Raw genomic sequence first — 17832 nt, forward strand, 5'->3', positions numbered from 1 at the left:
GCCCCATCAATGCCCGCCTGCAAAAAACCATTTCTCCCGCGCAAACCTGCTTCCCCCGAAACCTTCTTGTACACTCCTCGCATTAGCCCCCACCTTGCACAATTTTTGGTGAAAGCATGATCGAGGTAACCGAGGTTTCCATTGCCGAGCTGCGCGATGCACTTGAGTCGGGCCGCACGACGGCGGTCGAGCTGGTCAAGGCCTATATGGCGCGTATCGACGCCTACGATGGAGCCAATACCGCCACTGCCCTGAACGCCGTGGTCGTGCGCAACCCAGACGCACTCAAGGAGGCCGAAGCGTCCGATGCGCGTCGCGCCAAGGGACAGACCCTGAGCCCGCTGGACGGCATTCCTTACACCGCCAAAGACAGCTACCTGGTCAAAGGCCTTACCGCCGCCTCCGGCAGTCCGGCCTTCAAGGACCTGGTCGCCCAGCGCGACGCCTTCACCATCGAGCGCCTGCGTGCGGCCGGTGCGGTGTGCCTGGGCAAGACCAACATGCCGCCCATGGCCAACGGCGGCATGCAGCGCGGCGTCTACGGCCGCGCCGAAAGCCCGTACAACGCCAACTACCTGACCGCACCGTTCGCGTCCGGCTCCTCCAATGGTGCCGGAACTGCCACCGCCGCCAGCTTCAGTGCCTTCGGCCTGGCCGAGGAAACCTGGTCCAGTGGTCGCGGCCCAGCCTCGAACAACGGCCTGTGCGCCTATACCCCCTCTCGCGGGGTGATTTCGGTCCGTGGCAACTGGCCACTGACCCCGACCATGGACGTGGTGGTGCCTTATGCACGGACCATGGCCGACCTGCTGGAAATTCTGGATGTAGTGGTCGCCGACGACGCCGACAAGCGTGGCGACCTGTGGCGCCTGCAACCTTGGGTACCGATTCCGGCGGCCTCGACCGTGCGTCCGACCTCGTACCTCGACCTGGCGGTGGATGCCAGCGCGCTCAAAGGCAAGCGTTTCGGCGTGCCTCGCATGTACATCAACGCCGATCCCGAAGCCGGCACTTCCGAAAAGCCTGGCATCGGTGGCCCGACCGGTCAGCGCATCAACACCCGTGCCAGCGTCATCGACTTGTGGCAAGAGGCACGCAAGGCGCTGGAAGCCGCCGGTGCCGAGGTGATCGAAGTGGACTTCCCGCTGGTGTCAAACTGCGAAGGCGACCGTCCGGGTGCACCGACCGTGTACAACCGTGGCATCGTCAGCAAGGAATTCCTTCACGACGAACTGTGGGAACTGTCAGGCTGGGCCTTCGACGATTTCCTGCGCGCCAACGACGACCCCAAGCTCAACCGCCTGGCCGACGTCGATGGCCCACAGATCTTCCCCCACGACCCCGGCACCCTGCCCAACCGTGAAGACGACCTGGCCGCGGGCATGGACGAATACGTCAACATGGCCAAGCGCGGCTTGAAGACCTGGGACCAGATCGAAACGCTGCCCGACGGCCTGCGCGGGCTGGAGAAAACCCGCAAGATTGACCTGGAAGACTGGATGGATAACCTGGGCCTTGACGCGGTGCTGTTCCCTACCGTGGCCGACGTGGGCCCGGCCGATGCCGACGTAAACCCCGTGTCGGCGGACATCGCCTGGAGCAATGGTATCTGGGTAGCCAACGGCAACCTGGCGATCCGTCACCTGGGCGTGCCGACCGTCACCGTACCGATGGGCATCATGGCGGATATCGGTATGCCCGTAGGCTTGACCTTCGCCGGTCGCGCTTACTCCGACAATGCCCTGCTGACCTTCGGTGCAGCATTCGAGTCCACCGGTTCGCGACGCATGATCCCGCCGCGCACGCCTGCCCTGGTCTGAGTCAGCACATCGTCGGCAAACCGGCTCCTACACAATCCTCGCCGAACCTGTAGGAGCCGGCTAGCCGGCAACAAGACCCGTGCTGCCCCATCAATTGTCTTATGCTGAGCGTTCCTGAACCCAGCGATAAGCCCTCATGCTCTTTCGCCTGACCGCCGACACCTTGGTCCTACTGCACCTGGCCTTCATCCTGCTGGTGCTGTTGGGCGGGCTGTTGGTGATCCGCTGGCCTCGCGCCTTGCTCGTTCACCTGCCAGCCCTGGCCTGGGGCCTGGCCGTGGAATGCCTGCACCTGGGTTGCCCCCTGACGACGTGGGAAAACCGCATGCGCAGTGCCGCAGGAGATGCCGGTTACGAAGGCGGCTTCGTCGAGCATTACATCTGGCCCTTGATTTACCCCGCCGGCTTGACCGAACGGACTCAGTTGCTGCTGGGCACGCTGGTGCTGGTGGTCAACCTCGCCCTTTATGGTTACATCGTCTGGCGCAAGCGCCGGCTCAGCGGGTAGCCACCACGAACAGCCGTGGGAACGGCAACAACACCTTACCGTCGGTGGCCGGGGGGTAGTCGCGCTGCATGGCTTGCAGGTACAACTGCAGAAAATCGGCCTGCTCCTGCGCGTCCAACTTTGCCAAGTAAGGTCGCAGCGCCGAGCCCTTGAACCACTCCACGACTGCCTCGGCGCCTCCCGCCAAGGGGTGATGGTAGGTGGTGCGCCATACATCCACGCGGGCGCACAGGGGGCTGAGCAGGTCATAGTAATAGGCTGCGCTGTGCCGGGGCGGCAGGACATGGTCAGCGAACTTGTCGGCCCAAGGGCCCTGGCTGGCGATTTCACGCAACCGCCGGTGCGCAGGTTCGTCCAGGTTGTCGGGCGTCTGCACCGCGAGACTGCCGCCCTCGCACAGCTGGTGAACCAAATGAGGGTACAGCGATCCGTGGTCCGGCAACCACTGCAACGACGCATTGGCCAGGATCAGGTCCTGCGGTTTCGATGCGGTCCAAGTGGCGATATCGGCCTTCTCGCAACGCACCCGCAGCACGCGCAACCGTTGCCGCTCAAGCGCCTTGTTGATCATGTCCTGGTCGTTGTCCAGGGCCACAACCTGGGCATCGGGACAATGGTGCAGCAGGACTTCGGTAGAGTTTCCAGGGCCGCAGCCCAGGTCGGTGGCGTGGTGCACCGCGCGCTGCGGCACCGCGGCGAGCAGGTCGCGCACGGCGCGGGTGCGTTCATCTTCGAAAAGCGAATACTGATTGGCGGACCAGGCCATGGCGGGTTCCTTTTGGCGGGCAATGCTCGAAGCATAAGCCATGTGCCCATACTTAGGGTCATGCGCTTGCTCACACTTTCGGTAACGCCGCGTGGCGCCTCCACCATCACGAAAAAAAACGGCCGGCCTCCCGAAGAAGCCGGCCGTCTCTCAAGCGTTGAACGCTTAGTGTTGCTTGCCAGTACGGATCTGGTGCACCACACCCATGGCCACCACGATGGCAGCGGCGATGCCGGTGGAGATCACCAGGATCTGGTAGTCAGGCATGAATGCCATGGTCACCAGGGCTGCCACGATGAAAGCGATCACCAGGTAGGTCAGCCAAGGGAACAGCCACATCTTCAGGCGCACTTCCTTGCCCTCGGCGATCAGCTTGCGGCGCATTCGCAGCTGCGAGAAGGCAATTACCAGGTACACCAGCAAGGCGATCATGCCAGTGGTGTTCATCAGGGTTTCCAGTACGTCCTTCGGACGCAGGGTCTCGCTGAAATTGATCAGCGCACACACCACGGCCACGGCGCAGGAACCGATGATCGCGTACACCGGAACACCGGTGCCGGCACGGGTGATCTTGAAGAACGACGGCGCGTCGCCACGCTGGGCCAGGGAGAACAACATGCGCGAAGCGGTGTAGTGACCGGAGATCAGGCAGCTGCTGACCGACGTCAGTACCACGAAGTTCATCAGCAGTTCTGCGTACGGCACACCCAGCAGTTCCAGGGTACGACGGTAGGCGCCGTAGCCGGACTCACCCAGGTGCGGGTCGTTCCATGGAACCAGGCAGACGATCAGGAAGATCGAGCCGACGTAGAACAGGCACACGCGCCATACCACCGAGTTGGTGGCCTTGACGATCTGGGCGGCCGGGTCCTTGGCTTCGGAAGCCGCGATGGTCACGATTTCAGCGCCGAGGAATGCGAACATCACCCCCAGCAACGCACCGATCACGGTGGTGATGCCATTGGGCATGAAGCCTTCGGCGGTCAGGTGGCTGATGCCACGGACTTCACCGAACTGCCAGATATTCATGACCGCGGCAGTACAGATCACCAGGAAGCAGACAATCGCGACCACCTTGATCAGCGCGAACCAGAACTCGAATTCGCCGTAGTGCTTGACGTTGAAGAAGTTGACGGTGATCAGCACCAAGGTCGTGGCCAGCACGAATACGTTGACGCTCACATCGGGGAAGAAGCCGTGCAGGATCTTGCCCGCCACGTAGGCCTCCCAGGCCATCAGGATGACCCAGTACCACCAGTACAGCCAGCCGATGGTGAAGCCGGCCCAGCGGCCAATGGCGCGGTCGGCGTAGGTCGAGAACGAGCCGGTGTCTGGCGAGGACGTCGCCATTTCACCCAGCATTCGCATGATCAGGACCACCAGGATGCCGCCGGCGAGATACGCCAGCACAGCGGCCGGGCCGGCACTGTGAATCACGCTGCCGGAACCGACGAACAAGGCGCCGCCGATTACCCCGGCGATCGACATCATCGTCAGGTGGCGCGACTTGAGCGAAGCGCTGAGCTTGCTCTCGTGCTCGCCCTTGGCGGTGGTGGTTGTGGATGTTGCTCCCATCAGTTGTGTACCCCGTGCTTCTTTTTATCCAAGGAAAACTGTGAGACCCCGATGGCTAGCGGTCTCACCTGTACATCAGCGCTAATGCGGGCAGGAAGGTGTGCACAAGCACACGCAGGCCTTCCATGGCGGCCTGCTTACGCGCCCCAAGGTTGACCCTGGAGCGGACTGAACATGCTTTATGTGGCGATATCTGACACGTAATGTAAAAATGTCCGGCGCAGAGAGCCATGCACAGTGGCATGAAATACGCGCTGCACTGTACAGGTCACCCATGCAATACACCCGCAGTACCCCGCAGACGCCCAGCGTTCTGCACACCTGAAGGCACCCCAATGTTTGAACTACATCCAGACGCCCCCACTCCGCTGGTCAACCAGATCATCGACGGGGTGCGCGCGCTGATCGACAACCAGACCCTCAAGCCTGGAGCCAAGGTGCCGTCTATCCGCGCCTTCGCCGCGACCTATTCGGTGAGTACCTTCACCGTGGTCGAAGCCTATGACCGACTGGTGGCCCAGGGGCTGCTGGTAAGCCGTGGCAACGCGGGCTTTTTCGTCAATCGCGCAGCGGGCGAGTTGCTGGACAACCACAGTGCCGAGACCGACACCAGTCGACCAACGTTCAACTCCGAATGGTACTTGCAGCAGATCTTCGAAATCCGCCAGTTGCCGTTCAAGCCAGGTTGCGGCTGGTTGCCCAACGACTGGATGTACGAAGACGGCCTGCGCCGCGGTTTGCGCCAAGTGGCCGGCAGCCCGCTGGAGCTGTCCGGCTATGGCGACCCGATGGGCCTGTTGGAGCTGCGCACGCTGACGGCGCAGAACCTGCAGCAAGAGCTGTCGATCGTCGCCAATCCAGCACAATTGATGCTCACCCACGGTGCCAGCCAGGCTCTGGATCTTGCAGCGCGTACCCTGGTGCGCCCAGGCGATGTGGTGCTGGTGGACGACCCGGGTTACCCCAACCTGATGAGCATCCTGCGTACCCAGGGCGCCACCTTGGTGGGAGTCCCCCGCACACCGGCAGGCTATGACCTGAACCAACTGGAGCAGTTGCTGGCGCACTACCGCCCCACCGCGTTTTTCACCCAACCGCACCTGCACAGCCCAACCTGTTCACGCACCCCGCTGGCGCAATTGCACCGCCTGCTGCAACTGGCCAGCAAGCACGGTTTCAGGCTGGTGGAGAACAATCTGTACGCCGACATGGTCGCCGAGCCGCAGCCTTGCCTGGCCAGCCTGGACCACTTGCAGCAGGTGGTGTACGTGGGCAGCTACTCCAAGAGCATCTCGCCCAACGTACGGGTCGGCTACATGCTGGCCAACCCCGAGCTGATGCAGAAACTGCTGCACCTGAAAATGCGCTCGGGCCTTACCACGTCACAGGTCATGGAGCGCGTGGTATACGCCGCCATCATCGACGGCCGCTGGCGCAAGCACCTCAAGCGCCTGCGCCAACGCCTGGCCGAGGCGCACCAGGAAGTGGGCCGTCACCTGCACCGGTTGGGTTTCGAGTTATTCACCGAGTCGGACGAAGGCATGTACATCTGGACCCGCCACCCAGCGATTCCCGACAGCGCGGCGTTGCTGGACGATGCGCTGGAGCAAGGGATCATGCTCGGGCCTGGCCAGTTGTTCATGGTCGATGCGCAGGCCACCGGGTGGATGCGGTTCAATGTGGCCTTCAGCAGCGACCCGGCGATGTGGGAGTTGCTGGAGAAGGTGTTGGTCAAGCACGTGCGGCGTGGGAACACGTGAGGCGCTGCCGGGCGAAACTGAACCCCCCCCCCGCGGGCAAGCCCCCGCCTACAGGTATTGCGCTGGGCTGGCAGGCGTCTCTCCAGGAGGCGGCTTGCCGGCTATTGGGCCGCCCATGACGGCCCCGCTATCGGCCCTTCACCTATCGCCAAGCTGCTTGTTCAGCAAAGAAGGCTTGAGCATTCGCCTCCAGGCTCTCCAGGTGATAGCCCCCTTCCTGGACAATCAAGCATGGCACCCCTAACGCCCGAATCCGCTCCCCTAGCGCGGCAAAGCCTTCGGTCGTCACCGCCACCTTGCTCTGTGGATCCTGCTCATAGATATCGAACCCCAGCGACAGCACCAGCACCTCGGCGCCAAAATCCTTCACCGCATCCAGCGCAATTTCAAGCTGGACCATGAAGTCCGCCTCACTGGCCCCATGGGCCATCGGCAGATTGAGGTTGTACCCCTCCCCCGCACCGCTGCCACGCTCGTCCTCGAACCCGGCCACACCAGGATAGAAGTTGGTCGGGTCACCATGGGTCGATACGTACAGCACATCGTTGCGCGCGTAGAAGATTTCCTGAATGCCCTGCCCATGGTGCATGTCGGTGTCGAGGATCGCTACGCGGTTGTATCGGCTGCGCAGCGCTTGGGCGGCGACGGCGGCATTGTTGATGTAGCAGAAGCCACCGGCTGCATCGAAGCGGGCATGGTGTCCCGGCGGGCGGCACAGGGCATAGGCGGCGGGTTCACCGTCGAGGATGGCCTTGGCCGCGGCCACTGCGCTTTGCGCCGACCAGTAGGCCGAACGCCAGGTATGCTCGCCCACCGGGCAACTGCCGTCGGCCAGGTAACGCGCGGCCTGGGCAAGGATGCCGCGCAGGGCATTGGGTTCGCGCACGAAGATGTTGGACATCACCTCGTCGCCCCAATCCTCGGGTACCTCCTTCCAACGCGCATGTGCCTCTTCGAGGAAGACCAGGTAGGCCTCGCCATGCACAGCCTTGAGCGGTGCCAGCCCCGCATCTTCGGGCTGGCGGATGTCGAAGCCCAGATCCTTGGCTGCCTGCAGCAGGTGTTCGGCACGCTCGGGAACTTCCTGCGGGGTGCGCATGGCGCCGCGGGAGTAATAGCTGCGGGGGTGGTGCAACAGTTGCTCGGGGTGGAAGTAGCAACGCATCAGGCTTCTCCTTGTTCGACACGGCCAGCGCGGGCCAGCACGGCATTGAGCAGTACATCGGCGCCCTGACTGGCATCCTCGGGCAGCACGTCTTCGGCTTCGTTGTGGCTCAGGCCACCGACGCAGGGGATGAACACCATCGCTGTCGGGCAATAGCGGGCCAGCAGGATCGCGTCATGGCCAGCACCGCTGACGATGCTCTGCTGGGAGTAACCGAGCCCATCGACCGCCCGCTGCACCTGCGCCACGCACTCGGCATCGAAAGGGGTTGCCGGGCTGCCCCAGTGGCGCTCGATGCGCACCTGCAAGCCTCGCTGCGCAGCAATCGTCTGCAGCTCCGCGGCCAGATCGCTCTCCATGGCTTCAATGGCTTCATCACGGTGGTGGCGCAGGTCGACTGTAAAGCGCAGCAAGCCTGGCACGGTATTGCGCGATGACTTGACGATGGACAGCTCACCCACGGTGGTCAGGCCTTCAGGGGCAAAGGCTGCCGCCAGTTGCTCCACGCTCTGGACCATCTGCGCAGCACCGTACAGGGCATCCTTGCGCAGCAACATCGGTGTGGTGCCGGCATGGGCCGCCATGCCCTGGACCGTTACGTCCAACCAACGAATGGCCTGACCGCCACTGACCACCCCAATGGACTTGGCGTTGTCTTCCAGGATCGGGCCCTGTTCGATATGCGCTTCGAAATAGGCATCGACCTTGCCTCCCAGCGGACGTTGGCCGGCGTAACCGAGACGCTGCAGCTCATCGGCCACGCTGATGCCGTCGGCATCACGGATGGCCAGGGCGTGGTCAAGAGACAATGTGCCGGTGAACACCGCCGAGCCGAACATGGCCGGAGTGAAGCGGGCGCCCTCTTCGTTGGTCCACACCGCGATTTCCAGCGGCTTGCGGGTCTGGATAGCGAGGTCGTTGAGACGGCGGACCACCTCCAGGCCAGCCAGCACACCATAGACGCCATCGAAGCGACCGCCTTCGGGCTGGGTGTCGAGGTGGCTGCCCATCATCACCGGCGCGGCGTCAGGGTCGGTCCCTGCACGACGGGCGAACAGGTTGCCGATGGCATCTACCGACAGAGTCAAACCGGCCTCACGGCACCAGTGACTGAACAGTGCGCGGCCGGCTTTGTCGTCGTCGGTCAGGGCCAGTCGGCAGCTGCCGCCACGGGCAGTGGCACCGACCTCAGCCATGTCCATCAGGCTCGCCCACAGGCGGTCCCCGTTGCTTTTCAACATATACGAATACTCCGGATTCGGTCGGGATCAGGCCAGCTCCAGGCGCTGACTGCGGGTGTATTGGCGCGCCAGGGCCAGCACGCAAGTGAGCGAGATCGTGGCGATCAGGGTGTAGAACACCGCCATCGGCCACCATTGGCCAATGAAGGTATGGGCCAGCCAGGTGCCGATCAGCGGGGTAAGCCCGCCAGCGATGGCGCCACACACCTGGTAGGCCATGGAGATGGCGGTGTAGCGCACACGGGTTTCGAACATGCCGCTGACATAACCGGCGATGACCGCGTAGAACGAAGCCATGCAGGCTGCCGCCAGGGCGATACCCAGCACGATCAACGGGCCTTCGCCGGAGCTGACCAGCACGAACATCGGGTAAGGCGAAGCCATGGCCAGCAGGGCGACCAGCGCCAGGAAGCGCGTGGTACCGATTCTTTCCGATAGCCACGCTGCCAGCGGTTGCACGCAGAACTGGATGACAGCCACGAAGAACAGGCATTCAAGAATCAAGGCGCGTTCCAGGTGCAACTGCTGGGTGGTGTAGCTGATCATGAAGGTATTGGTGAAATAGACCCCGGCGATGCCCAGGGTATTGGCGCCGATGCACAGCAACAACGGGCGCCAGGCAGTACGCAGCACTTCCAGTACCGGGGCCTGCTCCTTGCGTTGAGTCTTCAGGGCCTGTTCACGGCTGGCGATGAACTCAGGCGACTCGTTGACCCCAAGGCGAATGGCCAGGCCTACCAGCAGCAACAGTGCACTGGCCAGGAACGGTACACGCCAGCCCCAGCTCATCAGCTCTGCTTCTGGCAACCGCGTGACGGCGCCAAAGGCCAACAGGGAAAGGATCAAACCCGCCGGGCTACCCAACTGGGCGAAGGAGGCGAAGAAGGTACGGCGCCCTTTGGGGGCATGCTCGCCAGCCATCAAGACCGCCCCACCCCACTCGCCGCCCACGGCAATGCCCTGGACGATGCGCAGCAAAATCAGCAGCACCGGCGCGGTTGTACCGATCTGGGCGTAGGTCGGCAGCAGGCCGATGCCGACCGTCACCACGCCCATCATCAACAGGGTGATGACCAGGGATTTCTTGCGACCAATACGGTCGCCGACATGGCCGAAGACAATGCCACCCAGCGGCCTGGCGAAAAAGCCTACGGCGAAGGTGCCGAAGGCGGCCATGGTGCTGAACAGGCTGTCGTCGGAGGGGAAGAACAAGGCACCGAACACCAACGCCGCGGCGGTAGCGTAAATGTAGAAATCGTACCACTCGATCATGGTGCCGATGAATGCGGCGGCAGCGGCCCGGCGCGGCTGGGGTGAAGCGGTAGGCTTCATGGATGGCTCCTTTGCTTGTTTTTCTGGCAGGAGTAAGTGAGTCACGGGAGCGCTCTGTCGGCGTCTAGGTGCGATTTATCGTTCCGAGGCTATGATTAGTCAATTTTCTATTTATTATTCCAACTATAAATCGAGCTTATTCTAGAGTCCCGCCATGTCCGACCGCCTGCTCAACGACCGCCTCGACTGGAACCTGCTGCGTACGTTTCGGGTGATTGGCCAGGAGTTGTCCATCAGCCGCGCCGCTGCCCGGCTGCACCTGACCCAACCTGCCGTGAGCCAGGCACTCAAGCGCCTGGAGGAACAACTCGGGCGCCAACTCATCGCCCGCCGGGGGCCGCGGTTCGTACTGACCGAAATGGGCGAGCAGCTGTTCCAGCTGGCCGGTGAGGTGTATGGACAGATGTCGCAAATCAGCGGGCTGCTGGAGCAACCGGCCAATGAATTGGTGGGCAAGGTGCGCCTACTGATGATCAGCCGCATCGTCAGCGAGCGCTTCGATGATTTTCTCGCCGCCTTCCATCGCCAGCACCCAAGGGTGGAGGTGGAGATCGACGTGATGCGCAGCTCCGATATCGTCGCCGCCCTGCAGGAGAAGACCGCCACGGCAGGCCTTAGCCTCAACCGCCGGCCCCAGCCACGCCTGGAACAACGACTGTTCCTGCGTCAACGCTATGCGTTCTTCTGTGGCAAGCACCATCGTCTGTTCGGCCAGGCCGAAGGCGACTTGCAGCGGGAGAATTTCGTCAGCTTCACCAGCGACCAGATCGGCGGCATGCTGTCGCCGCTGACCATTTTCCGCGACCAACAGGGCTTTTCCGGGCGTATCGTGGCTTCGTCGCCCAGCCTGGAGGAAGTCCGCCGCCTGGTGATCGCGGGGTTCGGCATCGGCTGCCTGCCCGAGCACGTGGTGGCACCGGATGTGGCCGCGGGGCTGCTGTGGAAGCTGCCCCCGCACGAAGGCATTGCCGATGTGGACATCCACCTGCTGTGGAACCGCGAGCAACGCCTGAGCCGGGCCGAAGGTGTGTTCATCGAAGCATTGCAACGCGGTCTGGAGTAGGCGCCTACAACTGCGCCAGGCGCTCGCGCAGAAACGCCACGAACCCCTGCACCGGCCTGGCCACCTGCCGGTGCTGCGGATACACCGCCGACAACTGCAGGGGTGGCGGTGTCCAGGGCTCCAGCAGCGTCACCAGGCGCCCATCGGCCAATGCCTGCCCAACGATGAAGGTCGGCAGGTAGGTGATGCCCATGCCGGCGATCGCCGCATCCCTGAGCAGTTCACCATTGTTGGCACGCATCCGACCAGTGACCGCGATGCTTTGAGCCTTGCCCTGCCCCTTGAACTGCCACTGCACCTGACGTGCGTGGCCGTATGGCAGGCAATCGTGCTCGCTCACTGCCTCGGGCGTAATGGGCTGCCCCCGGGCTTGCAAGTAGGCTGGACTGGCGCAATACACCCGCTCGACACTGGCGATGCGCCGCGCCACCAAGCTTGAATCTTCCAGTGCGCCGATCCGCAATGCCAAGTCATAACCTTCGCCGATCAGGTCGACAGCGCGGTCGCTCAAGTCCACTTCGACGTCGACCTGCGGATGCAAGCGGAGAAACTCAGTCAGCAGGCATCCCAGGTGCGCCATGGCGAAAGACAGCGGCGCACTCAAACGCAAGGTACCGCGCAGGGCCTGAGCCTGGCCGCTGATGTCGTATTCCACCTGCTGCACTTCGCCCAGCAGACGCAAGGCCGACTGATAGTAATGCTGGCCCAGCGGCGTGGCATCCAGGCGCCGAGTCGAGCGATTGAGCAGGCGCACACCCAGGCGTTCTTCCAACTGCATCAAGCGTCGGCTGACTGATTGCTTGGACATGCCCAGGCGGTCGGCGGCAGCGGTGAAGCTGCCAGCTTCCATGACCTGGGCGAAGATCCGCATGTCTTCGTATGGGTTCATTGTCTCTCTCTACGTGACAGTAAAACGCTTTATACCGACTTTTTCCCACGAAGGCATCTCCCTACTCTATGCACAGGTCGCAGCGATGGCCCCCAGGCCAGGCAAGACGCCCACTCCAACACTTCATAGAAAAGGATTCGCACATGAACATTGTCCACAAAACCCTCACCGCCAGCCTTCTGGCCCTGTCCGTCTCCAGCGCATTTGCAGCGGGCAGCCCGGGTGTCGAACAGCATACTCAAGCCTTCCTCGAAGCCCTGGAACGCGGCGGCGGCAAGCCGCTCGAGCAACTCACCCCGAACGAAGCCCGTGCCGTGCTGACCGGTGCCCAGGCGTCGGTGAAGGTCGACCTGTCCGGCATCGAGGTCAAGGAACGCACCATCCAGGCCAACGGCCAGTCGATCAAGCTGCAGGTGGTGCGCCCAAGCAACGCTAAAGGCGAGTTGCCAGTGTTCATGTTCTTCCACGGTGGCGGCTGGGTACTCGGCGACTTCCCGACCCATCAGCGATTGATTCGCGACCTGGTGGTCGGCTCCGGTGCGGTGGCGATCTATGTGGACTACACCCCGTCGCCCGAAGCGCACTACCCCACTGCGATCGACCAGGCATATGCCGCGACCCGTTGGGTGGCCGAGCATGGCAAGGACATCGGCGTGGACGGCAAGCGCCTGGCCGTGGCAGGCAACAGCGTCGGCGGCAACATGGCGGCCGTCGTGGCACTCAAGGCCAAAGAGGCTGGCACGCCGGCGTTGCGCTTCCAGTTGCTGCTGTGGCCGGTGACTGACGCCAGCTTCGAGACGGGTTCTTACAAGCAGTTCGCCGAAGGGCACTTCCTCACCACCGGCATGATGAAGTGGTTCTGGGACAACTACACCACCGACGCCAATGCTCGCGCGCAGATCTACGCTTCGCCACTGCGGGCCAGCAGTGAGCAGTTGAAAGGCCTGCCGCCGGCGCTGGTGCAGACGGCCGAGTTCGACGTGCTGCGTGACGAAGGTGAAGCGTATGCCCGCAAGCTGGATGCCGCTGGCGTGACGGTGACTTCGGTGCGGTACAACGGGATGATTCACGACTATGGGCTGCTCAACCCGTTGAATCAGGTGCCGGCGGTTAAGGCGGCGATGAGGCAGGCGGCCACCGAACTTAAAATACATTTGCAGTGAGTCAACGATCAAAAGACCCGCCTTGGCGGGTCTTTTTCGGATCTACAATCTATCCAGTTCAATCAGCAGCCAAACTACAAAAAGCCATATACAACCGATTAGAAGACACCAGAATGATATCTGCAGCCTGCGCCTGAGATAGAGCGGGCAGTTTCGGCAGTCATCAGCATCCAACCACCCTTGGCGAATTCCTAAACCAGGCCAAACTGACGCCAACGTGACACCCGACACTATCATCGACCTTGTTCTAAGCGAAATAGTACTCCAATACGTAAAGTCCTCCACAAAGCCCTGGCTATTTTTAAATGCCTTGCATAGCACCTCGAAATGCCGGGAACCCGCTCTATGGTAGCCAATACCGACCCCAGTCAAACTGATGATGAAAGGTGCAAGCACAAACGCTATTTTCAAGCCAACGGGCACGTTCGATAGATCAATCATAGAGCGCCTCGTATGCCATTTCTCCTAAAACGTCGCCCACCGGTTCACCTAACGTGCTACCACCATAGGATCCACCACCAAACATCGCAATACCACAAACAGCCTTACCATAGACGCCAAAACGGCACACCGCTTTCGCTGCAAGAGACGCAAGCTGCCCCCCAGCGACCCCTCCAGCTAACCCTCCTGCGAAACTTCCCGCTTCTGTAAATCGAATTTTCTTACAGGCTTTGGTCTCACCTGATCGGCACGCTTCATAGACCTTCAAATAAGAAGACCCGGCACCCAGTCCGATTCCAACCCACCCTCCGTATTTGAGATACTTCGACACCTTCGCCACCTCGTCCAGGTGCGTCGCGTAGCCCGGTATCTGTCCTGACACGCCTGCCTTCTTCCAATGATGTACAACACTCTTGGACGAGATACCAAGATCACGGCGCAGACTGTCATAACTTCCCAAACCTAGCGGCTTGTTCAAAAAGGCCATGCGCAATTGGCTATCCAGTTGCTTGTAGAGCTCCTTGCGCGAGGCAAAGAACTCTGGGCTGTTCAGATGGCCATGCAGGGTAAATTGACGCTGGTGCAATGCTTCGATCCCTTTCAGAGTATTTGTTACCTGCCCCAGCCCCCGCTCAAGCATATCCATGCCAACGCCCATCGACTGGCTCGCGCCATTGAGTACACCTGCAATCTCGCTTAGGTGCCGCATCATGAAATTGGCTTCCTCGGGTCAAAGAATCGCCAGTGACGCTCTCGCTTCTTCCGCCACCATGATCAATTCGGTTTCCCCAGGGCTGCAGGTAAACTCGCTGCTCGGGCTGCCCAGCACAAAGATCTCGCCGGCCTTGAAGCCGTCAGCGAAGGTGGGATTCAAGCGCTGCAGCGATGAGAGGGGCAAAGGCTTTTGCATAGCCAGGCTCGCCAATACCTCCTCGAACGACATGCTGCGCTGAACGATATGAAAGCCCGACTCCAATCCAGAATCAGTAGCGCCGAGGGACCGTGTTGTCGGCGCAGCGACTGCTCTTGCCGTGGCCAAGCTCCGGCCTGACGGCATCGGCCCCGTAAGGGGCGCCACTACACGATTGCTGCCAGTCGGGCAGCCACATTTGACCAATGATCCATCCTCCGCCACGGGCTGCCCGAACGAGAGGAACAACTCGCTACCCTCTGCAATCACTCCTTCCTGGCCACACATCGGACAAGCCTTAGTGACATCACCTCGGCGAAGCACCTTCTGACCATTGAAGGTATAGCCACTGCCACTGGCCATGCAGATGGCCCCGGTGGTGGTCCTGTCCCCGTCTACTGCCTGGCCTTTACCGTCGATTTCATTACGTATGGAGTGCGATTCCCGAGTGGAAAATCCGGAAGCTAGCAGCCGAAATCCCCCTCCGAAGCGCGTCAGCGAAAATTAGGAACAGTACTACTGCCGCAAAAGAAATAGCCGTCAGAGCACGTCTACCGCTGTCATCCTGGACAAGACAGTAATACTCATTGAACCTAATTTATAAACACTTAAAGTGACAGTACGATTCTCCCATCAATTGCCCTGCGGCCCTTCCGGCCCCGGCTTTTCAAGGAGAACCACCATGCTCACCCTGCGCAACGCCCAAGACCGTGGCATTGGCTTCCATGGCTGGCTGAAGTCGTTCCATACCTTTTCCTTCGGCCATTACCGTAACCCCGAAGAACAAGGTTTTTCCGACCTGCTGGTGATCAACGACGACCGTGTCATCGCCGGCAAAGGCTTCGGCGAGCACCCGCACCGAGACATGGAGATTTTCTCCTATGTGCTTGAAGGTGCACTGGAGCACAAGGACACCCTCGGCACCGGTTCGGTGATTCGCCCCGGCGATGTGCAACTGATGAGCGCGGGGCACGGTGTGGCCCACAGCGAGTTCAACCACAGCCTGACGGTGCCGGTACACTTCCTGCAGATCTGGATCGTGCCCAACGTCAGGGGCGCGACACCGCGTTACCAGCAGCGGCACTTCAGTGCAGAGGAAAAACGCGGCAGGTTGCGCTTGATCATCTCGCCCGATGGCGCCGAAGGCTCATTGCAGGTCCGCCAGAACGCGCGGGTGTATGCCGGGCTGTTCGATGGCGAGGAACGGGCGACCCTTAACCTGCGGGAAAACCGCCATGCCTATGTGCATGTCGCCCGGGGCAGCATCGCGCTCAATGGGCAGGCGCTGAATGAGGGGGACGGTGTGCGGGTTCGCCAAGAGCAAAGGCTGGAGCTGGCCAATGGCAATGATGCCGAAGTGTTGGTATTCGACCTGCGTCCACATGAGTTGCCTGGGATGCCTTGAAGGCTACCTCAGGCATTACTGGCCTACGGCGGGCAAGCCCGCCATAGGCCAGTCGCGAATGGCTCAGGGCTCGAAACCTTCGACGATGATCACCTCGGCCTTCGCCACCCCTTGGCGATGGCTGCAAGCCTGCTGGTACAACGCCGACCGATAACAGGCCACTGCCTGTTCATACGAATCGAACTCGATCACCACGCTACGCTGAGGCGTAGGCCTCCCCTCCATTGCCTCGCTACGCCCGCCACGAGCCAGGAAGCGTCCACCGAATGCCTTGAAGGCCGCCGGCGCACGCTGGGTGTACTGCTGGTATTGCTCGGGGTCGCTGACATCCACATGGGCGATCCAGTAAGCCTTCATCCGCTGATCTCCTGCTACGTCGATATTGTGTATGATGGTATACCATAAAAATCACCCCATCACAGCGAGCGTGCAGCATGGCATTCAACAGCATCGAAGAACTTCTCGAAGATTACCGGCAGGGCAAGATGGTGCTGCTGGTGGACGATGAAGACCGGGAAAACGAAGGCGACCTGCTGATTGCCGCCGAACGCTGTGACGCCCAGGCTATCAACTTCATGGCCCGCGAAGCGCGCGGCCTGATCTGCCTGACCCTCACCGACGATCACTGCCAACGCCTGGGCCTGGAACAGATGGTACCGGCCAACGGCAGTGTGTTCAGCACCGCCTTCACCGTGTCGATCGAAGCGGCCACCGGCGTCACCACTGGCATCTCCGCCGCCGACCGGGCCCGCACGGTGGCGGCAGCCATGGCTCCTGACGCCCGCCCGGAAGACCTGGTGCAGCCCGGCCACATCTTTCCCCTGCGCGCCCGCGAAGGCGGCGTCCTGACTCGTGCCGGGCATACCGAAGCCGGCTGCGACCTGGCGCGCCTGGCCGGCTTTGCCCCGGCATCGGTAATCGTCGAGGTGCTCAACGACGACGGCACCATGGCCCGGCGGCCCGACCTGGAAGTGTTTGCCGCCCGGCACGGCATCAAGATCGGCACCATCGCCGATTTGATCCACTATCGCCTGAGCACCGAGCAGACCATCAAGCGCATCGGCGAACGGGAGCTACCCACCGTCCACGGCACCTTCCGTCTGGTGACCTATGAAGACCGCATCGAAGGCGGTGTGCACATGGCGATGGTGATGGGTGACATCCGCCGCGAGCAGCCGACCCTGGTGCGTGTGCATGTGATCGACCCGCTGCGTGACCTGGTCGGTGCCGAGTATGCCGGCCCGGCCAACTGGACGTTGTGGGCGGCGCTCGAGAAGGTCGCCGAGGAAGGTGCAGGCGTGGTGGTGATCCTGGCCAACCACGAATCCTCCCAGGCCTTGCTCGAACGCGTGCCGCAACTGACCCAGCCGATACGGCCTTACCAGCGCGGACAATCGAAGGTGTACTCGGAGGTGGGTACCGGAGCGCAAATCCTCCAGGACCTGGGCGTGGGCAAGCTGCGTCACCTGGGGCCGCCACTGAAATACGCAGGGCTGGCAGGGTATGAGCTGGAAGTGGTGCAAAGCATTCCGTTCGAACCGGGGATCGCGGGCTGAACAACCTCCCCTTTTCCAATTGAGCCGAGCCGCTCCTGCAGAGGGCCCGCGTCGCAACCAGAACCTCGGAGTGATGGCCGGTAGCCTCATCCCTCTTGCCAAATGTTTGGAATACCATAATATGATATCCCGTAGACCTTGATTCAGCAGGCCGGCACCTACAATGACAAACGGCCAGAAGACACTTTGTTGAAGCTGCTCCCCGAACACTGTTGGCGGGCGCACCACAAGCCCCGCC

The 17832-nt window shown here is 61.8% G+C and carries 16 protein-coding genes and 1 pseudogene; 7 read left to right on the forward strand and 10 right to left on the reverse strand.

The annotated features are described in order from the left end of the window. The first annotated feature begins 116 nt into the window (after positions 1-116). Entirely contained in the window at positions 117-1820 is a 1704-nt protein-coding gene (locus C4Q26_RS00970; protein ID WP_104881905.1) for an amidase, read from the forward strand. 136 nt (positions 1821-1956) lie between these two features. Next, entirely contained in the window at positions 1957-2328 is a 372-nt protein-coding gene (locus C4Q26_RS00975; protein WP_023380063.1) for a DUF2784 domain-containing protein, read from the forward strand. On the opposite strand, the gene tam is transcribed toward C4Q26_RS00975, so the two are convergent. After that, entirely contained in the window at positions 2318-3094 is a 777-nt protein-coding gene (gene tam, locus C4Q26_RS00980) for a trans-aconitate 2-methyltransferase (protein ID WP_023380062.1), read from the reverse strand. The two genes, C4Q26_RS00975 and tam, sit on opposite strands and share 11 nt — an antisense overlap. Positions 3095-3259: 165 nt before the next feature. After that, a complete protein-coding gene (locus tag C4Q26_RS00985) occupies positions 3260-4669 on the reverse strand; it encodes an amino acid permease (protein ID WP_023380061.1) in 1410 nt (469 codons plus the stop codon). A 335-nt stretch (positions 4670-5004) separates the two neighbouring features. Between C4Q26_RS00985 and C4Q26_RS00990 the strand changes: the two genes are divergently transcribed. Next, the gene (locus tag C4Q26_RS00990; protein ID WP_027907015.1) at positions 5005-6429 is read left to right on the forward strand and encodes a PLP-dependent aminotransferase family protein; all 1425 of its coding nucleotides are present in this window, start codon (positions 5005-5007) and stop codon (positions 6427-6429) included. 142 nt (positions 6430-6571) lie between these two features. Here C4Q26_RS00990 and C4Q26_RS00995 read toward each other — a convergent pair whose 3' ends face one another. From C4Q26_RS00995 to C4Q26_RS01005, 3 genes are read right to left on the reverse strand one after another with little or no spacing between them, the layout of a single operon-like run. After that, positions 6572-7594: a histone deacetylase family protein gene (locus C4Q26_RS00995; protein WP_023380059.1), complete on the reverse strand. Its 1023-nt coding sequence runs from the start codon at positions 7592-7594 to the stop codon at positions 6572-6574. Then, positions 7594-8835 carry a Zn-dependent hydrolase gene (locus C4Q26_RS01000; protein ID WP_104882575.1) on the reverse strand — a complete coding sequence of 414 codons (1242 nt, stop codon included), beginning with the start codon at positions 8833-8835 and terminating at the stop codon, positions 7594-7596. Before C4Q26_RS01000 ends, C4Q26_RS00995 begins: the two co-directional genes overlap by 1 nt. A gap of 27 nt (positions 8836-8862) precedes the next feature. Next, positions 8863-10167: an MFS transporter gene (locus tag C4Q26_RS01005; RefSeq protein WP_023380057.1), complete on the reverse strand. Its 1305-nt coding sequence runs from the start codon at positions 10165-10167 to the stop codon at positions 8863-8865. A gap of 154 nt (positions 10168-10321) precedes the next feature. Here C4Q26_RS01005 and C4Q26_RS01010 point away from each other — a divergent pair, with 154 nt between their 5' ends. Continuing rightward, the gene (locus tag C4Q26_RS01010) at positions 10322-11230 is read left to right on the forward strand and encodes a LysR family transcriptional regulator (RefSeq protein ID WP_104881911.1); all 909 of its coding nucleotides are present in this window, start codon (positions 10322-10324) and stop codon (positions 11228-11230) included. A gap of 4 nt (positions 11231-11234) precedes the next feature. Here C4Q26_RS01010 and C4Q26_RS01015 read toward each other — a convergent pair whose 3' ends face one another. Further along, positions 11235-12119, reverse strand: coding sequence for a LysR family transcriptional regulator (locus tag C4Q26_RS01015; protein WP_023380055.1), 885 nt, complete (start codon positions 12117-12119; stop codon positions 11235-11237). Between the two features lie 143 nt (positions 12120-12262). Here C4Q26_RS01015 and C4Q26_RS01020 point away from each other — a divergent pair, with 143 nt between their 5' ends. Continuing rightward, on the forward strand, positions 12263-13282 hold the full coding sequence (locus tag C4Q26_RS01020; RefSeq protein WP_023380054.1) for an alpha/beta hydrolase: 1020 nt from the start codon (positions 12263-12265) through the stop codon (positions 13280-13282). 433 nt (positions 13283-13715) lie between these two features. Here C4Q26_RS01020 and C4Q26_RS28610 read toward each other — a convergent pair whose 3' ends face one another. From C4Q26_RS28610 to C4Q26_RS28620, 3 genes and pseudogenes are all read right to left on the reverse strand, one after another. Then, positions 13716-14435, reverse strand: coding sequence for a hypothetical protein (locus C4Q26_RS28610; protein WP_353843717.1), 720 nt, complete (start codon positions 14433-14435; stop codon positions 13716-13718). 18 nt (positions 14436-14453) lie between these two features. Continuing rightward, positions 14454-14666: a hypothetical protein gene (locus C4Q26_RS28615; RefSeq protein WP_244880951.1), complete on the reverse strand. Its 213-nt coding sequence runs from the start codon at positions 14664-14666 to the stop codon at positions 14454-14456. 213 nt (positions 14667-14879) lie between these two features. Continuing rightward, positions 14880-14996: pseudogene (locus tag C4Q26_RS28620) on the reverse strand (hypothetical protein); the annotation flags it as partial. A gap of 319 nt (positions 14997-15315) precedes the next feature. On the opposite strand from C4Q26_RS28620, the gene C4Q26_RS01030 reads away from it, so the two are divergent. Continuing rightward, positions 15316-16038 (forward strand): pirin family protein, encoded by a 723-nt coding sequence (locus tag C4Q26_RS01030; RefSeq protein WP_023380052.1) that lies wholly within the window; start codon positions 15316-15318, stop codon positions 16036-16038. Between the two features lie 63 nt (positions 16039-16101). Here the strand turns inward: C4Q26_RS01030 and C4Q26_RS01035 are convergent, their stop codons facing one another. Next, a complete protein-coding gene (locus C4Q26_RS01035) occupies positions 16102-16395 on the reverse strand; it encodes a DUF1330 domain-containing protein (RefSeq protein ID WP_023380051.1) in 294 nt (97 codons plus the stop codon). 77 nt (positions 16396-16472) lie between these two features. Here C4Q26_RS01035 and ribBA point away from each other — a divergent pair, with 77 nt between their 5' ends. After that, positions 16473-17594: a bifunctional 3,4-dihydroxy-2-butanone-4-phosphate synthase/GTP cyclohydrolase II gene (ribBA, locus tag C4Q26_RS01040; RefSeq protein ID WP_023380050.1), complete on the forward strand. Its 1122-nt coding sequence runs from the start codon at positions 16473-16475 to the stop codon at positions 17592-17594. Positions 17595-17832 lie beyond the last annotated feature (238 nt).

This window comes from Pseudomonas sp. SWI44 (genome assembly GCF_002947915.1).
GTDB classification, from domain to species: Bacteria; Pseudomonadota; Gammaproteobacteria; order Pseudomonadales; family Pseudomonadaceae; genus Aquipseudomonas; species Aquipseudomonas taiwanensis.